This window comes from Thalassolituus sp. UBA6592 (assembly GCF_002433655.1).
Lineage (GTDB): Bacteria > Pseudomonadota > Gammaproteobacteria > Pseudomonadales > Oceanobacteraceae > Venatoribacter.
This window is the reverse complement of the sequence record NZ_DJIO01000190.1, coordinates 4,377-23,218: the sequence shown is the minus strand read 5'-3', so window position 1 is coordinate 23,218 and position 18,842 is coordinate 4,377. Positions and strand designations below refer to the sequence as shown.

The window sequence follows — 18,842 nt, the reverse complement described above, 5'->3', positions numbered from 1 at the left end:
CATTGAGGAGGCGATACCGTTGCTATCCAGTATTTCACGGTAATGGGCCGAGCAGTACTGCAACCCTCTGTCTGAATGATGAATAAGCGGCTTGTCTGTCAGTCGGTTTGATATAGCCTCTCTCAGAGCCTGACTAACCGATTCAGCTTTCATATCGTCACTCAGATGGTACCCCATAATCTTTCTCGATCCTGCATCCGTCACCAACGACAGATAATGGATTCCCTCAGCACTTTCCAGGTAAGTGATATCACTCACGAAGGCCTGCTCTGGTTCCGTGATCGTGAGTTGTTGATAGATATTCGGCGATTTCCGCATCCAGTGCTTACTGTGCGTTGTTTTCCGGTATTGCCGACGTGGATAGACCAACAGGTGGTGCTGACGAAGCAGGTCGAAGAGTCGATCTCTGCCAAGCTTGATATCCCAGCGTTTCAGATCATCCTGAAGCAGGTGATGAAGCTTACGCGTACCAACTTTCGGTAATGAGCGACGCCAGGTTTTCACCCGATCAACCAACGGTTCCAGTACCTGATTTCTCGCCTTATCCCGCTGTTCTTTCTGATAAATAGCCTGCCGGGATATACCCAGCAGGCGACAGCTTCTGGCCAGACTTATTCGTCCTTTGGCCTGAGATGCTCTGGCAACGAATCTAAGAACTTTTTTCGGAATGAGGTTCCCTTGATCTCATCGACCTTCTTGATCGTTTCTTCCAGCAGATAGGCATAGTCATCTTTCTCCTGAAGCTCTCGCTCCAGGCGTTTGATCTTTTGTTCCGGTGTCTCTTTTTTCATATCGCGCTCTGAAGGTAGGTTCCAGTTGAGCGTACCATGTTTCCGGAGCCAGACGAGAACGGTGCTCCTGCCTTGTATGCCGTAATAAGCCTGAGCTTGTTTGTAGGTCATTTCGCCTTTTTCTACCTGGTCTACAACCGATAATTTAAAGGCGAGTGAATAGTCACGCTGAGTGCGCTTTTTACCTGATTGGATAGCTGATCCCATAAATAAGTCTCCTGGGTGTCAACTTATTTCAGGACGGGTCAGAGCGAAACAAAAAGCCGGGCAAGTGCCCGGCTTTTCTTTTCCGCTTAATCTGTTCCGGAATGCTTTGTGTTACATACCTGTCGCCAGCATGCCATCCAAAGGCAGATCGTTGGCAGTGACCATGCCGTCAACGTAGCGGATGTGAGTCTGCAGGCGGTCGCTGCTTTGCGCGATGTAACCGGCATCAATCAGAGACACAACATGCTCCGCCAGCGGGCTTTGCATCAGGCTGCGACTGCCATCAATCATCAGATCAGCACTGATACGCTGAGGCCAGTCGTACATCAGGGTTTCTGCCATACCCGGTTCAAGTAACGCGCCGCCACTCAGCAGTACATCGCCGGATGCACCCATACCCGCAGGTCCCAGATCATTGAGGATAAAACGGCTTTCCAGTGTTTCCAGCTTGATTGTCAGACCTTCGGCCGCAACCCGTGACCAGGCTTCAATGGCGGCACTCAGAATCTGCCCTTCATCGGCCAGGGCCGGATCAGACGACAGATCATTGATCTCTTTGGTGGCCTGTTCCAGTGCCGGCCAGTTAATGCCATTCACAAACAGTGACAGGCGGGTTGGCTCAACACTCAGGTCTTTGTCGCTGGAGTTCACATTCAGTGCGCTGAAATTAATGGTCATCAGCGAGGCCAGCTCATTACGGTCAATGATCTGGCCGCTTTCCATGGCAAAATCACGCAGCATAAAGGTAATGAACGGAGAATCCACACTCACCTGGCCGATTTTGTAGCGCACATGATCAACAAACGTCTCGCCTTTCACTTCGTGGCTGCGGACCAGCAGATCGAAGCCTTTCAGCGAGCCTTTGCCCATCGGGCTTTCCAGCGCAATATCCGGAATGCTCATATTGACCCGGGTTTTGCCCTTGTTCGCTGCACCGGCAACCGCGGTCAGCGTAAGAGGTTTAACGCTGACCTGAGTGCCATCCGGCATGGATTGATTAACCGCACCGGTGCGGTAGTTAACATTCAGCAGATCATTCACCGGATCAAGCTGCCAGCTGCCCTGTTGCTTGCCGAGCAGATCAGGCGCGGCGCCGGCAAACATCGCCACCATGCCGCTCTTGTCATCAATACCGAAGGTACCGTAGGCACGGAAAGGCTCAATGGTGACCTGCTGATTAATGGCGAACAGTTCCATGGCGGGATCAAGCTTACGGAAAACAAAGCGCTCTTCACGCTTCATGCCCAGCATGGACGTACTGACGGTCTGCACAGACACATCGATGCCCTGAGGGCGCAGTTCAGCGCGCGCGTCGGCCACGGCACTGGCCAGTTCGGATTCATAGGTGGCGATGTTCTGTTGGGTGATGTACCCGACGCCGCCGGCTACACCGGCAACAGAGAGAACGAGTAAGCCAGCGAGGAGTCCATTGGTTCTGGTCATTGACACTATCCTTAGCATTTTTGTGAAGATTGCATGAATATACCGGATAAATCTCTCCAGCAGAACGCCTGCAAGCCTTTGACGGTGGGATTTATCGCCTCCTTACGCTAGACTTCGCCCAAATTTTCTTCAGGTATGCTTTTCTATGTATCAAGTTGGTCAGCGCTGGATCAGCGAAGCCGAAACCGACCTCGGTCTTGGCCTGGTTCAGAACGTAGACTTCCGCGTCGTCACTCTGTATTTCCCCGTTATCGACGACGTCCGCTCGTACTCCCGTCAGAACGCCCCGCTTACCCGGGTTATCTTTAAAGAAGGCGATGTTCTTCCGCTGTCTGACGGCACAACACTTACCGTGGCTGATAAGGAAGATATCGATGGCATCATCTTCTACAGCGACGGCGAACGCCACATATCTGAAATTCACCTGAGTGGTCAGATTCAGCTGAATCAGCCATCGGATCGTCTTTTCTCCGGCCAGATCGACAACAACAACCTGTTTGAACTGCGCCAGATGGCGCTCAAGCAACTGTCCAAGCTGCGCAAGCGTCCGTATTACGGACTGCTTGGTGGACGCACCAGTCTGCTCCCGCACCAGCTGCACATTGCGCAACAGGTGACACAGGATTCCATTCCGCGCGTACTGCTGGCAGACGAAGTAGGCCTGGGTAAAACCATTGAAGCTGGTCTGATTCTGCATCGGCTGTTGCTGCAGCAGCGCATCAGCCGGGTGCTGGTTATGGTACCGGATCACCTGATTCACCAGTGGCTGGGGGAGATGATCCGGCGCTTCAACCTGCGCTTTAATATCGTTAACCGCTCCGCCTATGAAGACAGCGAAAACCTGTTCAGCGAAGCGCAGCTGTTCCTGTGCCCGGTATCGCTGGCCAATGACGAGCACATCCGCGCCGGTATTCTTGAGGCCGACTGGGACGTACTGGTCGTCGACGAGGCTCACCACCTGCAGTGGAGCGAAGAAAACGGTGGCGACACAGCGTATTGCCTGACCGAAGACGTTGCGGTTAAAACCCCCGGTCTGTTGCTGCTGACGGCAACCCCGGAGCAGCTTGGCATTGAGGGTCACTTCGCCCGTCTGCGCCTGCTTGATCCTGAGCGTTACCCTTCCCTGCAGCAGTTCGTTGCCGAACAGCAGGCGTATCGTCCAATCGCCGATCTTGCTGCTGCTCTGGCAGAGGGCTCCGGCCTGAGCGCAGAGAATCAGGCGACACTGAACGAATTTCTTGCTGATTTTGCTGCGGCCGATCTGAATGATGAAGCGCAGCGCTCGAAAGCACTGGAAGCTCTGATTGATCGCCGCGGTCCCGGGCGCGCCCTGTACCGTAATACCCGTCAGGGGGTGACCGGCTTCCCGCAGCGCCTGCCGGTGATTACCGAAATGCCGGCGCCACAAGGTGATGATCTGCCGCCGTCACTGCGCGATCTGCACCCTGAAATCGGCGTGCACAACTGGTGTGACGACGATCCGCGCGCCGAATGGCTGCTGGGTCTGCTGTCACAGACAGGTAAAGATAAAGTTGTGCTCATCTGTCATGCCGCATCCACCGTGCTCGACCTTGAACAATGGCTGTGGGAAACCGCCGGCATTCAGGTGGCGGTATTCCATGAAGACATGGATCTGGTTGAGCGTGACCGCGCCGCGGCCTACTTTGCCGACCATGATCAGGGCGCGCGCATTCTTCTCTGTTCTGAAATCGGCAGTGAAGGCCGTAACTTCCAGTTCGCCCATCATCTGGTCCTGTTCGATCTGCCGTTCAACTGCGACCTGATTGAGCAGCGTATCGGTCGTCTTGACCGCATTGGTCAGGCAGAAGACATCAAACTCTACATTCCGCCTTTTGCCGACCACCCAAGCGGCCGCTGGGCGAAGATTCTGCAGGATGGACTGGATGCATTCAGCCGCCCTAATCCGGCTGCCCAGCCTCTGCTTGAGCGTTATCGCGACGACATTGAACAGGCAGTTCTTGGTCAAGGTGACCTGACTGCTCTGGTTGCAACTTTGAGCGCCGGCCGTGAACAGCTGCTGGCCGAGCTGGAACAGGGTCGTGACCGTCTGCTGGAGCTGCACTCCTGTCCGCCGGGCAAAGCCCGCGCACTGGCACAGGAAATGACCATTACCCACATCGAAGACGAAGCCGAGCTGAACGACTTCATCGAACTGTTTGCCGATGCTTTTGGTCTGGAGTTGATTGATCTGGGCGGCGAATGCATCACCATCGCTCCGGGCGATCACATGCTGGTGCCGGATCTGCCGCATCTGCCGGAAGACGGCTTTATGGCAACGACCCGACGAGAAGTGGCATTAAGCCGTGACGATGTTCAGTTCCTGAGTTGGGAACATCCGTTTATTGATCAGGCGCTGGAGCTGATTACCAGTGGTCCTGCCGGCAATGCCGCCGTCGGTTACATCGAGCACCATGGCTACAAGACCGGTGACTGCTTTATTGAGTTGCAATTCGTTGCTCAGTGTTCAGCACCGAAAGCACTCTCCGTGGAGCGCTATCTGCCGCCGGACGCCATGTACCTGATGATGACCCCAAGCGGTGATCTGAAAGTGAATGACGGCGAACTGCCAGGCTTTCCTCTGCCACTGAAAAAAGGCACAGCCCGCGGTTTGGTTGAGCAGAAAACCGCTCAGGTTCAGCCAATCATTCACAAGCTGGAAAAACTGGGTGCCGGACAGCTGAGCAAAATGGTTGAACGCGCCACGGCAAAAGCGGAAGAAGCTTATGCCGCACGAATCACACGACTGCATGCCCTGGCGGAAGAAAATCCATCCATTCCGCCGATACTGGCTGAACAGGCAAAAGCCGAACGTGAAGCTGTGATCCGTGCGATCAGTCAGTCACAACTGGTACTTGATAGTGTGCGCCTGGTGTTCTGCGGCTGATAAACCAGCCCGGACATCAGATACAAAAAAGCCGGCGATTGCCGGCTTTTTTGTCGTTTGAATTCGTCAGGTTATGCGCTGTAAAACATGCTCAGCTGCGCGGTGAACGCATGGTAACGAACTCTTCAGCTGCCGTTGGATGAATACCAATCGTGCTGTCGAATACTGCCTTGGTTGCGCCCGCCTTAATGGCCACTGCAAGCCCCTGCATGATCTCACCGGCGTCTTCACCAACCATGTGTGCGCCGACAACCAGATCGGTACTTTCCTGCACGATCAGCTTCATCATGGAGCGCTCCGGCATGCCACTGATGGTGTGCTTCATTGGCCGGAAGCTGGACTCAAATACTTTCAGATCGTCACCAAAGCGCTCCACAGCCTGCTCTTCAGTCAGACCGACTGTGGCAATGTTAGGCTGGCAGAAAACGGCCGTTGGAATATTGTCATAACTCATCGGCTCCTGATCGCCGGCATACCAGTGGGCGACCAGTTTCATCGCCTGTGCCAGTGCTACCGGCGTCAGCTGTGGTGTACCAATGACGTCACCCAGAGCATAGATGCTGGGCACATTGCTGCGGAAGAAGTGATCCACCGCGATGGTGCCGTTGGCGCGGGTTTCAACACCAACGCCTTCCAGATTCAGACCTTCCGTCATAGGTGAACGGCCGGTGGCGAACATCACGCAATCCGTGTCCATGATATCGCCGCTGGTCAGCTGGCAGCGTAAGGTGCCGTCTTCCAGTTTGTCGATGCGTTTAATATCGGTGTTGGTATGTACATGTACACCTTTGTTGGCGATCTGCTCAGCGGCAAAATTACGTACATCGCCATCAAAACCGCGCAGAATCTGCTCGCCGCGATACAGTAGATGAGTATCGGAACCGAGGCCGTTGAAGATGCCGGCAAATTCTACGGCAATATAACCACCGCCAATCACTACCGCACGCTGCGGGTATTCGTCGAGATAGAATACTTCGTTTGACGTGATGCCGTGCTCCGCGCCCGGAATATCCGGCTTAACCGGCCAGCCGCCAGTCGCAATCAGAATTTTCTCAGCGCTGTAGGTGGCGTCGCCTACCTGAACTGTATGGTGGTCAACCAGAGACGCACTGCCATGCAGAACAGTGACGCCGGAATTCTCAAGGAGATTATTATAAATTCCGTTTAACCGTTTGATTTCATGGGTTTTATTGTCGCGAAGCTCCGGCCATTCGAAGCGTTCAAGCCGGCCATGTACACCAAAGCCTTCCGCCTCCTCAAACTTCTTGCTGTACTCAGATGCGTAGACAAACAGCTTCTTTGGAACACAGCCAACGTTAACGCAGGTGCCCCCAAGATAGCGGTTTTCCACCACGGCAGTTTTTACGCCTTTGGCGGCTGCCATACGACTGGCACGAACGCCACCTGAGCCGGCACCGATCACCAGCAACTCAAAATCAAACGCTGTCATATTATTCTCCTGAATTGTTTTCTGACTGCCGCCCCTCCCGGCAGCCGGAAGAGTGGTTATTGCGACAGCGTCGCCCGGATGTCTACCACACCGGGACGATCTGCTTTATCTACGTTTACCTGGTTTGCTACTACACCGGCAGACGACTGCAGTGCCTCAAGCATGGTCATGGCATCATCGAAGGACACATCATCCAGCCAGATACGCAGACCCTGACCGTCCTGCTCGTAGCGGCTCAGGCTGAGGCCGGACGCTTTTGCCTGACGGGTCACCACCGACAACAAAGAACCGCCACTGGTTGCGGCCGCTGCGGAAGAGCCAAAACGACCGGCATTGCTGGCCAGTTGGTTGTAAACCGCCAGATTCTTCTGCAATGCAGCTTCTGCACCTTTGCGCCCTTTCAGTAATGGCGCATAAACAATGACAAACACCAAAGCGACCAGCAGCAACAGACTGACCCCTTTCACCACCAGTTGATCGCGTGGCGGCAAAGCCAGGTACCAATGGGCTCCAGTCTGCCACAGTGAGGAGCCTTTAACCTGTTCCTCAAGCTGAACTTTCAGTTCCTGAAAACGGCTCATGATGCAGCCCCTCCGATACGGATACGGCCTTTGACGCCGTCTTTATCATTTGTTGCCGAAGCTACTTCCGCCACCAGACCCTGATTTTCCAGTGCCTGACGCAGTGTCTGCAGTTCATTCAGGCTTTTAGCCTTCACTTCAACCACCAGTTCTCCCAGCCTGTCGCTGTAGCGCATGGAGGTCATTTCGACCTGCTGCTGCAGTCCGGCATCGGCGTAGACTTTAGCGAGCGTATGCGCGGTGCTGACAAACCCGGAACTGGATGCCGTGCCATCGCCACTGATTTTTTCCCGGATCTGCCGCTCCAGCATGCGAACCCGTTCACCCGGGAACAGTTTTTTGTAGAGATTCAGGGTTTCGGTATACACCTGATTGGCCTGAGATCGCGTGGTCTGCTGATCAATCACCAGCCACAGTGTTGCAGCAATCAGCCACACCGCTGCCATAGCGCCGAGCGGGCGCCACCAGGCAGCCGGTTTCCGTTCTTCGTGTTCACGGGACTGAAACTGACCGGTAAGAAAATTGGTCAATTTTGCCGTGAGGGCTTTTTCCGCATCCTGAGCACCACTACCCGGATGCGTTTCGACATTGCCAATAACGCCCGGAAAACTGGTTTCAATGGTGGTTTTCAGCAGGTTGGCCTGATCCAGCTGCGGCGCCACAATGGTCAGCGTATCCAGCAGCTGTTCACCTTCAGCCTGATCGAACAAAGCATCCAGTACGGCCGACATGCCGGCTTCCGGAACCCAACCTTCGATCATGCCCGGAATATTCAGCATCCAGCCCGCCGCAGAGCCCTGCCCGGCACCGGACTGGGCGCTGAACAGAATGCGATTGCCCTCGCCCAACAGCTGAGTTTGCGGAATCAGCTCGCGCAGCACCAGATTATGCATGGCGCATTCTTCCAGCAGGCGGCTGATCAGGTCAGCACTGATTACATAAGCACGGACCTTTTTAGCAGCCTGGCCGGCGGGAATAATCAGATAGTGGGAGATATCCTCAATCAGGGATTCTTCCAGGGCGAATGGCAGAGCCCGGGGAATCTGCCGCCCGGAAACACCGGGAAGACTGACCCAGTGCGTCGCATAGTTTACCGGCGACAGAATCATCCGTACCTGTGTCAGGTCGGGCTGATCTTCTGCCCAGGCCGCCAATGGTTGCCACTCTGAGCCATTCAGTGGCGCTACCATCCACTGCCCGGCAAGCGATTGCCATTGAATGTTTACGGTTTCCATGGTGTCGTCGTTTTCCGTTGTATCAGCGCGGCTTAATCAGAGCCGGCCAGGTTTCATTGTGTCAGTTAAGTCCGGAGCCATCATTAAGTGCCGGGTCAGTATTGCTCCCGGCGACCGGGCTTTCGTGCCGTACTTCCCGGCGACTGTAATCCCGGTACAGGGTATTCATTTTGCCACTGCCCGGACTGCGGTGAATCAGCACCTCTGCGGTTGCTATCCTGTCGCCCAGATCCACGCGGATAAAGCTTTCAAAATATTCGGATTTTACACTGAAGTCTGTTTCATCCCAGCGGCCGGTGGCGGCAGATTCATCATTTTCATCATTGTTGCCGCTTTCGTTGTCGTTACTATCGTTGTTGTTATCGCGATTGCTGCCACGATTGGCACTGCGGCGGGTAAAGGGTTCAACCTCAGGTAACGACCAGAAGGTGCCGACATCGGCAAATCCCTCTTCCCCTCTGGCCGCAACGATAGCCTGGGCAGATGACAAAGACAGCTCGTCATCGAGGGCGGATAACACCACTGCACTGGCAGTGTTCACATTCAGCTGCGCGGCCACCGGCAGACAGGCAATATAACCTTCCAGTGAACGGTAGGTCTGGGCGTCAAAGCCCTCGATCAACATCATTTCGGATGTGTGAGAACAAACCCGGTAGGCTGCCCGGTAAGGCGGCTCCATGGACTGATAGCGATCATCCTCCTGACTTTCCTCATCCATCCAGCGGGCCGTCAGGTCGGCAAGGGCGACATCCAGACCTAACTCATTCAGCAGATTTCTGAAGCGCACTTTCTGTACTTCACGATTATTGGCGCCCTTGCTTAACCAATTGAGATTAAAACGCCCCTGCGCATCTTTGATGCTGATGTAGGCGGTACCCGGCGACAGCGGAAACATGCGCTCCTGATTCCATTCTTCCGCAGCGTGGTCAATATCGGGATTACTCTCCCAATCGAGATACAGGCCGGTTTTGACAGCGGATTCAGCGCCGGTGACATAAGCCCGTGCCTGCTGTAATGCCAGCATAGTGCCGCTGCGCTGAATATCGGATGCCTGACGGTCGATCATGGCCACTGCCAATACCGACACAATGGCAAAAATCAGCAAAACTGTGATCAGGGCCAGACCGCTCTGCGCGCGCTTAACCTTAAGCTGCATCAGAAATCACCCCAGGGAATAAACCATTGCCGCTCAATACTGCCAAGCTCCGGCAGTTCCAGCCGCCAGCGGATAACCAGAGGGGTCTCCACACCGCCAAGTCCGGCGTTTATTGCCGGCCAGTCTGTGTACCAGTTACGGCCGGTTTCCTGTGTTACTCCTTCGCTTTCACTGTCTGCGCTTTCTTCACTGACCAGAAGCTCAATTTCAAAGCCGTCAATCTGTTCAAGCACAACCTGAGTCAGGGGCTCTGAAACACTGGCCTGATCCAGCACTGGCCAGAAATACCGCACCAGACACTCGCCTTCAGGCTGATTAACGCCCCAGCTCTGCAGGCGTGCATAGGCGACTTCACAGGCTTCGCTGTCGATGGGCTCCATACGGTATGCGACCCGCTGCAATTCAGAACGCGGATCTTCAGCGACCGGCGAATTACGCCAGCCGGCGCGGGTAAACTCCAGCGGGTAATCACCGTCATTGATGCGCAGCGCGGCCTGTTCATCGCCGTATATATCGCGAATTGGCCGGTTAATAATCTGTTCGATATCGCGTGATACAGCCATGTTAAAGCGCTGCAGTGATGCTAATTTTTCTGAGCGGATATCAACGCCCTGCTTGGCATTAATGATCGAGTTCAACAGTTGCGCTGAGCCGACGCCTATCATGGCGGTAATCGCCACAGCCAGCAGAACCTCCAGAAGCGTAAAGCCAGCCTGAGCACGCACAGCAGAGTTCTTCATCCGTGGCCACCCATAATGGTAGTCAGAGAAATGGTGTAGCCTTCTTTGTTGTTTATATCGCCGACAGATACCGTTACCCGAACAGTATCCGGGAATGTTGTTTCTTCCACTTTGGTGTTTACCCGCCAGTCGCGACCGGCGTAGGACACCTCATCGTTGTTATCGCCAACCTGAGGCAGACCACCAAGGCGGATATCAACAAGTCGGTTTTCCGCAACAAAGGACGCCAGCGTGGTGTTTTCGAGGGACAGCTGAGTGCCGACACTCTGACTGGTGGTTTGCGAAATCGTCGTAGCCACCGCAACAAAAACGGTTACGGCAATCATAACTTCAATCAGCGTAAAGCCTGCTGCGCGGCGCAGATTAACCATCGAAGCGCTCCAGCGTCATAACTGGCTGATTGAAACCATCGCCTTCGATTACGATTTCAAAATTCTCATCCTGATCGTGAATCAGGATCATACGGAATTGGGTGTATTCGTCGGATGACAGAAACAGCAGCGCCGGTTTTGGCCCGGTGTCATCGTCCAGAAGATCGGCGAAGTCGACTTCCTGACCTTCAACTTCAAGGGACATAAACACATATTCCGGCGCTTCGATGTCGTTATTGATCGGGCCGCTGTAAGGCTGCCAGGGATTTTTCGCCAGCGCATCCAGCTCTTCACGGGTTTTATTCGCAGTGAATTCCTGCGAATAAATATCCTGAAAGCTGAGCAGCAGCAAAGAAGAGGAATCCATCGCCAGGCCGAGATCGATATTCTGAAATACCGACTCCTGACGACAGGCGGAAAAGACCGCCAGTAAACGCCGGGCAAATTGCTCAGTCTCATCCTGAGCGTGTCGGTCACTGCTGGTGATGGTTACCAAAGCCATAAGCCCGCCAATAATTGCGAGCACCACCATCACTTCCAGCAGTGTAAAAGCCCGGCTGCGACGCATTATTTATCCAGTGAACTGATATCAGCGTTTTCGCCTTCACCGCCTTCCTGACCATCAGCACCCAGTGAAACGATTTCGTACTGGCCTTTATCAAGGAAGTATAAAAATTCATGGCCCCAGGCGTCGGTCGGAACGTTGTTGCCTTTCAGGTAGCCACCGGTCTGGTAGTTTTTAGGCTCTGGCGCACTGGTCGGTTTTTTAACCAGAGCTTCAATGCCCTGCTCAGTGGTCGGATAAGTAAAGTTATGCAGCTTATACATATCCAGAGCACCTTCGATCAGTTTGATCTGACTGATGGTGGTTTTAACCCGGGCATCACCGGCAGAACCGATCAGGTTGGTTGCAACCAGGGCCATAATGCCGCCGATAATAGCCAGAACAACCATGACTTCCAGCAGAGTGAAGCCCTGCTGACGGGTTGCTTTACGCATAGATTTCATTCCGTTCTCCTACTGAACCATTTTTTGTAATTCAAGAATTGGCAGCATAATGGCGACCACGATCAGCGCCACAATGCCCCCCATCGCCAGCAACATAACCGGCTCAAATACTTTCACTAATGCCGACACTGTATTCTCCAGTGCGGTTTCCTGCTGCGACGCGGTGCGCGCCAGCATACTGTCGAGCTCACCGCTGTTTTCGCCACTGGCAATCATATGAATCATGATCGGGGAAAAATATCCGGTTTCTGACAACGCCTTATTCAGACTGCCACCCTCGCTCACTTTTACCGTGGCGTCACCCAGCGAACGCTGAATCGGGATGCTGGATACTACCTGACTGGAAATGCGCATGGCATCCACCAAAGGAACGCCACTGGTGGTCAGGATTGCCAGTGTGCTGCCAAAGCGTGCGGTATTGGCTTCTTTAATAAAGCCTTTCAGGCCCGGCACATTCAGCAGAAATTCATGGTAACGACGGCGGAATGCGTCGTTGGTCAGCGCCCGGTTAAAAACGATAAAACCGCCGAACGCGGCACCGGCCACCCAGATACCCCAGGCGGTAATAAAGTGACTCATATCCAGCATAAACTGCGTCAGGCCGGGTAATTCCTGTCCGTTTTTAACGAACACGTCGACGATATCAGGCACCACATTGGTTAACAGGTAAACCACAATCCCCAATGCCACAAAGGTCAGGATGATCGGATACATGGCAGCCAGTTTGATTTTCTGACTGGATTCCTGTTGACGTTCGGTGTAATCCGCCAGACGGTTAAGTACGCCATCCAGATGGCCGGCATGTTCACCGGCGGCTACCGTTGAACGATACAGATGCGGAAATGCGCGGGGATATTCCGCCAGCGCCTTGGCCAGCGTGTAACCTTCGAGAACCTTGGCGCGGATCGCCAGAATCATAGCTTTGATGCGCTGCTTGCCAGTCTGATCAGACAAGGCCCGCAAAGATTCATCAATGGGCAGACCTGCAGCAATCAAAGTGGCCAGCTGGCGGGTAATCAGTGCCAGTTCAGGAACCGATAATTTAGGCGAGCGGTTAAGCAGAGAGAAACCGCCGGCGGCGGACTTTTCTTTCTGACTGGTCTGTTCAACAGATAATGGCATCCAGCCTTTTTCACGCAGCTGCTGGCGCACCTGACGCGCGCTGTCAGCTTCCAGTACGCCTTTCTGTTGTTTGCCCTTCTGATCAACAGCCTGATATACAAATGCACCCATATCAATTATCAGCCTTTCGCTACACGCAGCAGTTCTTCAACTGTGGTGCTGCCGCCCAGTACCTTGCGGATGCCATCCTGGTGGATGCTTGGGCCCAGAGTACGGGCATGCTGTTCCATCGCCTGCTCGCCGGAACGGTCATGAATAAGGGTTTTGAATTTCTCATCAATTTCGATGATTTCGTAAATACCCTGACGGCCGCGGTAACCGAGCTGGTTGCATTTTTCGCAGCCCTTGGCGTGATAAATCGTCGGCGGATTGGCCGGATCAGCGCGCAGCACTTCACAGGCTGCTTCGTCAGCGGGTGCCGCTTCTTTACAGTCATTACACAGTACGCGTACCAGTCGTTGAGCGATCACGCCAACCAGACTGGAGGACAGCAGGAACGGCTCGACCCCCATATCCTGCAGACGGGTAACCGCACCAATAGCGGTATTGGTATGCAGCGTGGATAACACAAGGTGACCTGTCAGTGACGCCTGAATAGCGATCTCGACGGTTTCGAGGTCACGGATCTCACCGATCATCACCACGTCCGGGTCCTGACGCAAAATAGCGCGCAGCCCTTTGGCAAAGGTCATTTCAACCTTGGTGTTCACCTGAGTCTGGCCAATACCTGGCAGGCTGTATTCGATAGGATCTTCTACCGTCAGAATATTACGGCTGGTGTCGTTCAGATCGCTCAGTGCACCGTAAAGCGTGGTGGTTTTACCGGAACCGGTTGGGCCGGTAACCAGAATAATACCGTGAGGCTTGCTGATGATGTTGCGCATGGCGCGCAGATCACGATCCGCCATACCGAGCTGAGACAGACTCAGGCGTCCGGCCTGTTTATCCAGCAGTCGCATTACCACCCGCTCGCCAAAGCTGGACGGCATGGTCGAGACCCGCACATCAACCTCGCGACCACCAATACGCAGGGCGATACGGCCATCCTGAGGGATACGTTTCTCAGCAATATCTAGCTTGGCCATTACCTTGATACGGGAGATCAGCAGCGCTGATAACGCGCGTTTTGGTTGCACTACTTCACGCAGCACGCCATCCACACGGAAGCGGACGACCAGACGCTTTTCATAGGTTTCGACGTGAATGTCGGAGGCGTTTTCTTTTACCGCTTCAGTCAGCAACGCGTTAATCAGGCGGATAATCGGCGCATCGCCTTCCTGTTCCAGCAGGTCTTCTGTTTCCGGCACGGAATCCGCCAGACTGGCGAGATCCATGTCATCACCCAGCCCTTCCACCATCTCCATGGTTTCTGACGAATCGCTCTGGTAAGCCAGCCCCAGGCGACGTTCAAACTCTTCCGGCGTTACCGCTTCAAAACGGAACGGTCGGGCCAGATAGCGCTGAATTTCCAGAATAACCGCAGTCTGCAGGCCATCTTTGTGATACACAGTGATCTGGTCATCCTTACCTTCCACCAGTACACCAAAACGTTTGGCAAAACCAAATGGCAGGCGCGTCGCCAGACTGGACGTCTGCAACGGCTGCTTGGCATCCGGGTCTGCGGTGCTGATATCGATAGCGTCTGCGATTGGCAGATCAGTCGCTGTGCTCATTGTTTATCCTAAATCGCGGCCAATACCCGAGTAATCGAATCCCTGTGCTTTTAATGCACGGGGATCGTACTGGTTACGTCCATCAATAATGACAGGCTGCTTCAACAGCTTCTGAATGGCGTTAAAGTCCGGCTGACGGAACGGCTTCCACTCGGTGACCAGCACCATGGCATCAGCATCGGCCAATGCGTCGTACTGATGATCACACAAGGTGATGCGTCCGTCTGTGAATAGTTCCGCAGGGAAGTGTTTGCGTGATTCTTCCATTGCGACGGGATCGTAAGCACGCACCGAAGCGCCGGCAGCAATCAGGGCATTAATCAGAGGTACCGAACTGGCTTCGCGCATATCGTCAGTTCCTGGCTTGAAGGCCAGTCCCCAGATACCGATCACACGGCCAGACATATCCTCACCGAAACGCTGAAGCAGCTTTTCGAACAGGCGCTGCTTCTGGGTTTCATTGCGATCTTCTACCGCACGCAGCACCCGGGTATCAAAATCGTACTGCTCGCCCATGCGCATCAGGGCTTTTACGTCTTTGGGAAAACAGGAGCCGCCATAGCCGCAGCCCGGGTAAATAAAGGAGTAGCCAATACGGCGGTCGGAGCCGATACCCTTGCGCACATTTTCAATATCAACACCCATACGTTCTGCAAGGTTGGCAACTTCGTTCATAAACGAAATTTTGGTCGCCAGCATGGCGTTGGCCGCATATTTGGTCAGCTCAGCATCGCGTACACCCATAAACATCAGCTTATCGTGGTTACGCGAAAAGGTCTGATACAGTTCAGACATGACTTCACGGGCATGCTCTGACTGGACACCAACCACGATCCGGTCCGGACGCATAAAATCTTCAATCGCTGCGCCCTCTTTTAAAAACTCCGGATTGGAAACAACATCAAATCTGAGATCCACGCCACGCTTATCCAGTTCAGCCTGAATGACGTCGGCAACACGCAAAGCGGTGCCGACGGGTACCGTGGATTTATTCACCACAATGGCAGGCACAGAAAGGTTTTTACCGATTTCTTCAGCAACAGAAAGAACATGGGACAAATCGGCAGAACCATCTTCGCCCGGCGGTGTGCCAACGGCGATAAAATACAGGTCAGATTCCTGCATGGCTTCAGCCAGGGAGGTTGTGAACTTCAGGCGGCCTGCCTTGCCGTTTTCACTGACAATGGCTTCCAGACCCGGTTCGTAAATTGGGACATTCCCTTCCCTGAGCGCAGCAATCTTGCCGCTATCGACATCCACGCAGGTAACAACATTTCCCATTTCTGCGAAACAGGCGCCGGTTACGAGTCCTACGTAACCTGTCCCCACAACTGTGATATTCAATGAACTAACCCTTTTTCGTAATGGTGAACCGAGAGGTACGTTACCTTATTACGAAAAAATGACAACCACATGACATAAAAAAACCCGGCCGGAGCCGGGTCTTTATAAGCTACTGATATTACAGAGCATTTTCCAGTTCTGGAACCGCGTCGAACAGGTCGGCGACCAGTCCGTAGTCCGCAACCTGGAAGATAGGGGCTTCTTCGTCTTTGTTAATGGCAACAATGACTTTGGAGTCCTTCATACCAGCCAGATGCTGAATTGCACCCGAAATACCAACCGCTACGTACAATTCAGGCGCAACGATTTTACCGGTTTGACCAACCTGCATATCGTTAGGAACGAAACCAGCGTCAACTGCGGCACGGGAAGCACCAACAGCAGCGCCCAGCTTATCTGCCACTTTGTACAGCATTTCGAAGTTTTCGCCGTTCTGCATACCGCGACCACCAGAGATAACAATCTTGGCAGCAGTCAGTTCAGGACGATCAGACTTGGCCAGCTCTTCACCAACGAAGGAAGAGATGCCAGCATCTTTAACCACATCAACAGCTTCAACGGCTGCAGAACCACCCTCTGCGGCAGCTGCATCAAATGCAGTACCACGTACAGTCATCACTTTGATGCTGTCAGAAGATTTAACGGTCGCAATAGCGTTGCCTGCGTAAATTGGACGGGAGAAAGTTTCAGCGTCTTCTACTTTTACGATTTCAGACAGCATGTTCACGTCCAGCAGAGCTGCGGCGCGAGGCAGGAAGTCTTTACCAGTGGTGGTTGCTGCTGCCAGGATATGGCTGTAGCCCTTACCCAGTTCTGCAACCAGCTCACCCATATTTTCAGCCAGCTGATACTCATAAGCAGCGTTGTCCGCTACCAGCACCTTGCTGACGCCAGCCACTTTGGCTGCTGCTTCAGCAGCTGCGCCACAGCCGCTGCCGGCAACCAGTACTTCAATGTCGCCGCCAATCTGGCCAGCTGCAGTGATAACGTTCAGGGTTGCAGCTTTCAGGGTTGCGTTATCGTGTTCTGCGATTACTAAAATAGCCATTACACAATCCTCTCTTACAGCACTTTGGCGTCGTTTTTCAGTTTATCTACCAGCTCGGCTACGTCAGCAACCTTGATACCGGCAGAACGCTCAGCTGGCGGAGTCACTTTAACCAGAGACAGGGTGGATTTCATTTCCACGCCCAGGTCAGCCGGAGTAGTAACATCCAGAGGCTTACGCTTGGCTTTCATGATGTTAGGCAGAGATGCGTAACGAGGTTCGTTCAGACGCAGGTCAGTAGTAACGATTGCTGGCAGTTTCAGACCAACAGTACGCAGACCACCGTCGATTTCACGGGTTACGTTAACGCTGTCGCCGTCGACAACAACTTCAGAAGCGAATGTGCCCTGAGCCATGCCGGTCAGTGCGCCCAGCATCTGGCCAGTCTGGTTGTTATCGCTGTCGATGGTTTGTTTACCCATCAGAACCAGCTGAGGCTGTTCTTTTTCAACAACGCCTTTCAGCAGCTTGGCCACTGTCAGGGATTCCAGTTTTTCTTCAGTTTCGATCAGAATACCGCGGTCAGCACCCAGTGCCAGTGCAGTACGGATCTGTTCCTGAGAAGTTTTAGGGCCGATAGAAACCACGACGACTTCTGACGCAACACCTTTTTCTTTGAGGCGAACCGCTTCCTCTACTGCGATTTCGCAGAATGGGTTCATAGCCATTTTTACGTTGGTCAGATCTACGTCTGAATTATCTGACTTAACGCGAACTTTTACGTTGTAATCGATTACGCGTTTAACAGCGACAAGAACCTTCATAGATTCCTCGTTTTTCTACTTGGTGGGTGAATAAAGGGCTGTAACTTACCACTCCCGACGGGATGAAACAGTCGTTGAGATGACCCTTTCCAGCGGGGCACATTATTGGTGCCTTTAACTTAAGCGTCAATAGTGTACGTAGGTTTACGTACATCATCGGTGCTTATAGTGGGTATAACCCGCGGTTTTTACAATGAATTTAAGTTGCCTAAGGAATTATGGGACGTATAATGCGAGGTCAAATTCATACGAGCGTTTGAATTTTCACCCTGGCCGGCAAGTCCGGGCGCTGAAAGATATTCGACAGGCGGTAGACGCAGTCGCGGCGGGAACAGGTACTAAAGATAACAGCTCCCACAATAAATGAGGAGATCTATATGCAACGTGATGTAATGGAATATGACGTAGTCATCGTTGGCGGCGGCCCTGCTGGTCTGTCAACGGCGTGTCGTATCAAACAGTTAGCCGAAGAAGCCGGCACTGAACTGTCAGTCTGTCTGGTAGAAAAAGGCTCCGAAGTCGGCGCACATATCCTCTCCGGCGCTGTTATTGAAGACCGTGCACTGGCTGAGCTGTTCCCTGACTGGAAAGAAATGGGCGCTCCGCTGAACACCCCGGTTAAAGGTGATGAGGTGTATTTCCTGACCAGCAATGAAAAAGCGGTCAAAACCCCTCACTTTGCTATCCCTAAGCCAATGCACAACGATGGCAACTACATCGTATCTCTGGGTAACGTATCGCGCTGGCTGGGTGAGCAGGCTGAAAATCTGGGTGTCGAGATCTACCCTGGCTTCTCTGCAGCCGAATACATCCTTGAAGATGGCGTTATTAAAGGCATCATCACTGGCGACATGGGCGTGGCCGCTGACGGCTCCCATAAAGACAGCTACATGCCTGGCATGGAACTGCGCGCCAAGTACACAGTGTTTGCCGAAGGCTGTCGTGGCCATCTGGGCAAGCAGCTGATCGCAGAATACAAACTGGACGAAGGCAAAGACCCGCAG

General features: G+C 53.5%; 18 protein-coding genes. 2 read left to right on the top strand and 16 right to left on the bottom strand.

The annotated features are described in order from the left end of the window. The 3 genes from B2Z72_RS18960 to B2Z72_RS18950 all read right to left on the bottom strand — a co-directional run. Positions 1-588, bottom strand: a 588-nt coding sequence (locus B2Z72_RS18960) for an IS3 family transposase (protein WP_297005614.1), incomplete at its 3' end; no start/stop codon positions are given. Between the two features lie 23 nt (positions 589-611). After that, entirely contained in the window at positions 612-998 is a 387-nt protein-coding gene (locus B2Z72_RS18955; protein ID WP_296982773.1) for a hypothetical protein, read from the bottom strand. 111 nt (positions 999-1,109) lie between these two features. Then, entirely contained in the window at positions 1,110-2,441 is a 1,332-nt protein-coding gene (locus tag B2Z72_RS18950; RefSeq protein WP_296982772.1) for a DUF945 family protein, read from the bottom strand. A 145-nt stretch (positions 2,442-2,586) separates the two neighbouring features. Between B2Z72_RS18950 and rapA the strand changes: the two genes are divergently transcribed. Further along, positions 2,587-5,346 carry an RNA polymerase-associated protein RapA gene (rapA, locus tag B2Z72_RS18945; protein WP_297005611.1) on the top strand — a complete coding sequence of 920 codons (2,760 nt, stop codon included), beginning with the start codon at positions 2,587-2,589 and terminating at the stop codon, positions 5,344-5,346. Positions 5,347-5,437: 91 nt separating this feature from the next. On the opposite strand, the gene gorA is transcribed toward rapA, so the two are convergent. The 13 genes from gorA to B2Z72_RS18880 all read right to left on the bottom strand — a co-directional run bounded on the left by gorA (position 5,438) and on the right by B2Z72_RS18880 (position 17,838). Further along, positions 5,438-6,796 (bottom strand): glutathione-disulfide reductase, encoded by a 1,359-nt coding sequence (gorA, locus tag B2Z72_RS18940; RefSeq protein WP_296982769.1) that lies wholly within the window; start codon positions 6,794-6,796, stop codon positions 5,438-5,440. 56 nt (positions 6,797-6,852) lie between these two features. Further along, the gene (gspM, locus tag B2Z72_RS18935) at positions 6,853-7,377 is read right to left on the bottom strand and encodes a type II secretion system protein GspM (RefSeq protein ID WP_296982768.1); all 525 of its coding nucleotides are present in this window, start codon (positions 7,375-7,377) and stop codon (positions 6,853-6,855) included. Continuing rightward, positions 7,374-8,612, bottom strand: a complete 1,239-nt coding sequence (gspL, locus tag B2Z72_RS18930) for a type II secretion system protein GspL (protein ID WP_296982767.1) — start codon at positions 8,610-8,612, stop codon at positions 7,374-7,376. The genes gspM and gspL overlap by 4 nt, the downstream gene beginning before the upstream one ends. 61 nt (positions 8,613-8,673) lie before the next feature. Beyond that, the gene (gene gspK, locus B2Z72_RS18925) at positions 8,674-9,768 is read right to left on the bottom strand and encodes a type II secretion system minor pseudopilin GspK (RefSeq protein WP_296982766.1); all 1,095 of its coding nucleotides are present in this window, start codon (positions 9,766-9,768) and stop codon (positions 8,674-8,676) included. Then, positions 9,768-10,508, bottom strand: a complete 741-nt coding sequence (gene gspJ, locus B2Z72_RS18920; protein WP_296982765.1) for a type II secretion system minor pseudopilin GspJ — start codon at positions 10,506-10,508, stop codon at positions 9,768-9,770. The genes gspK and gspJ overlap by 1 nt, the downstream gene beginning before the upstream one ends. Further along, the gene (gene gspI, locus B2Z72_RS18915; protein ID WP_296982764.1) at positions 10,505-10,879 is read right to left on the bottom strand and encodes a type II secretion system minor pseudopilin GspI; all 375 of its coding nucleotides are present in this window, start codon (positions 10,877-10,879) and stop codon (positions 10,505-10,507) included. Before gspI ends, gspJ begins: the two co-directional genes overlap by 4 nt. Next, positions 10,872-11,447 (bottom strand): type II secretion system minor pseudopilin GspH, encoded by a 576-nt coding sequence (gene gspH / locus B2Z72_RS18910; RefSeq protein WP_297005609.1) that lies wholly within the window; start codon positions 11,445-11,447, stop codon positions 10,872-10,874. Before gspH ends, gspI begins: the two co-directional genes overlap by 8 nt. Beyond that, on the bottom strand, positions 11,447-11,887 hold the full coding sequence (gene gspG / locus B2Z72_RS18905) for a type II secretion system major pseudopilin GspG (protein WP_297005607.1): 441 nt from the start codon (positions 11,885-11,887) through the stop codon (positions 11,447-11,449). Before gspG ends, gspH begins: the two co-directional genes overlap by 1 nt. Before the next feature lie 9 nt (positions 11,888-11,896). After that, the gene (gene gspF / locus B2Z72_RS18900) at positions 11,897-13,120 is read right to left on the bottom strand and encodes a type II secretion system inner membrane protein GspF (RefSeq protein ID WP_296983880.1); all 1,224 of its coding nucleotides are present in this window, start codon (positions 13,118-13,120) and stop codon (positions 11,897-11,899) included. Positions 13,121-13,128: 8 nt separating this feature from the next. Further along, positions 13,129-14,682, bottom strand: coding sequence for a type II secretion system ATPase GspE (gene gspE / locus B2Z72_RS18895; protein WP_296983881.1), 1,554 nt, complete (start codon positions 14,680-14,682; stop codon positions 13,129-13,131). A gap of 3 nt (positions 14,683-14,685) precedes the next feature. Continuing rightward, entirely contained in the window at positions 14,686-16,026 is a 1,341-nt protein-coding gene (locus B2Z72_RS18890; protein WP_296983882.1) for a UDP-glucose dehydrogenase family protein, read from the bottom strand. Positions 16,027-16,144: 118 nt separating this feature from the next. Then, entirely contained in the window at positions 16,145-17,074 is a 930-nt protein-coding gene (locus B2Z72_RS18885; RefSeq protein WP_296983884.1) for an FAD-binding protein, read from the bottom strand. Positions 17,075-17,088: 14 nt separating this feature from the next. After that, positions 17,089-17,838 (bottom strand): electron transfer flavoprotein subunit beta/FixA family protein, encoded by a 750-nt coding sequence (locus B2Z72_RS18880; RefSeq protein ID WP_296983886.1) that lies wholly within the window; start codon positions 17,836-17,838, stop codon positions 17,089-17,091. Positions 17,839-18,215: 377 nt separating this feature from the next. On the opposite strand from B2Z72_RS18880, the gene B2Z72_RS18875 reads away from it, so the two are divergent. Continuing rightward, a partial coding sequence (locus tag B2Z72_RS18875) for an NAD(P)/FAD-dependent oxidoreductase (protein WP_297005602.1) occupies positions 18,216-18,842 on the top strand: 627 nt, incomplete at its 3' end.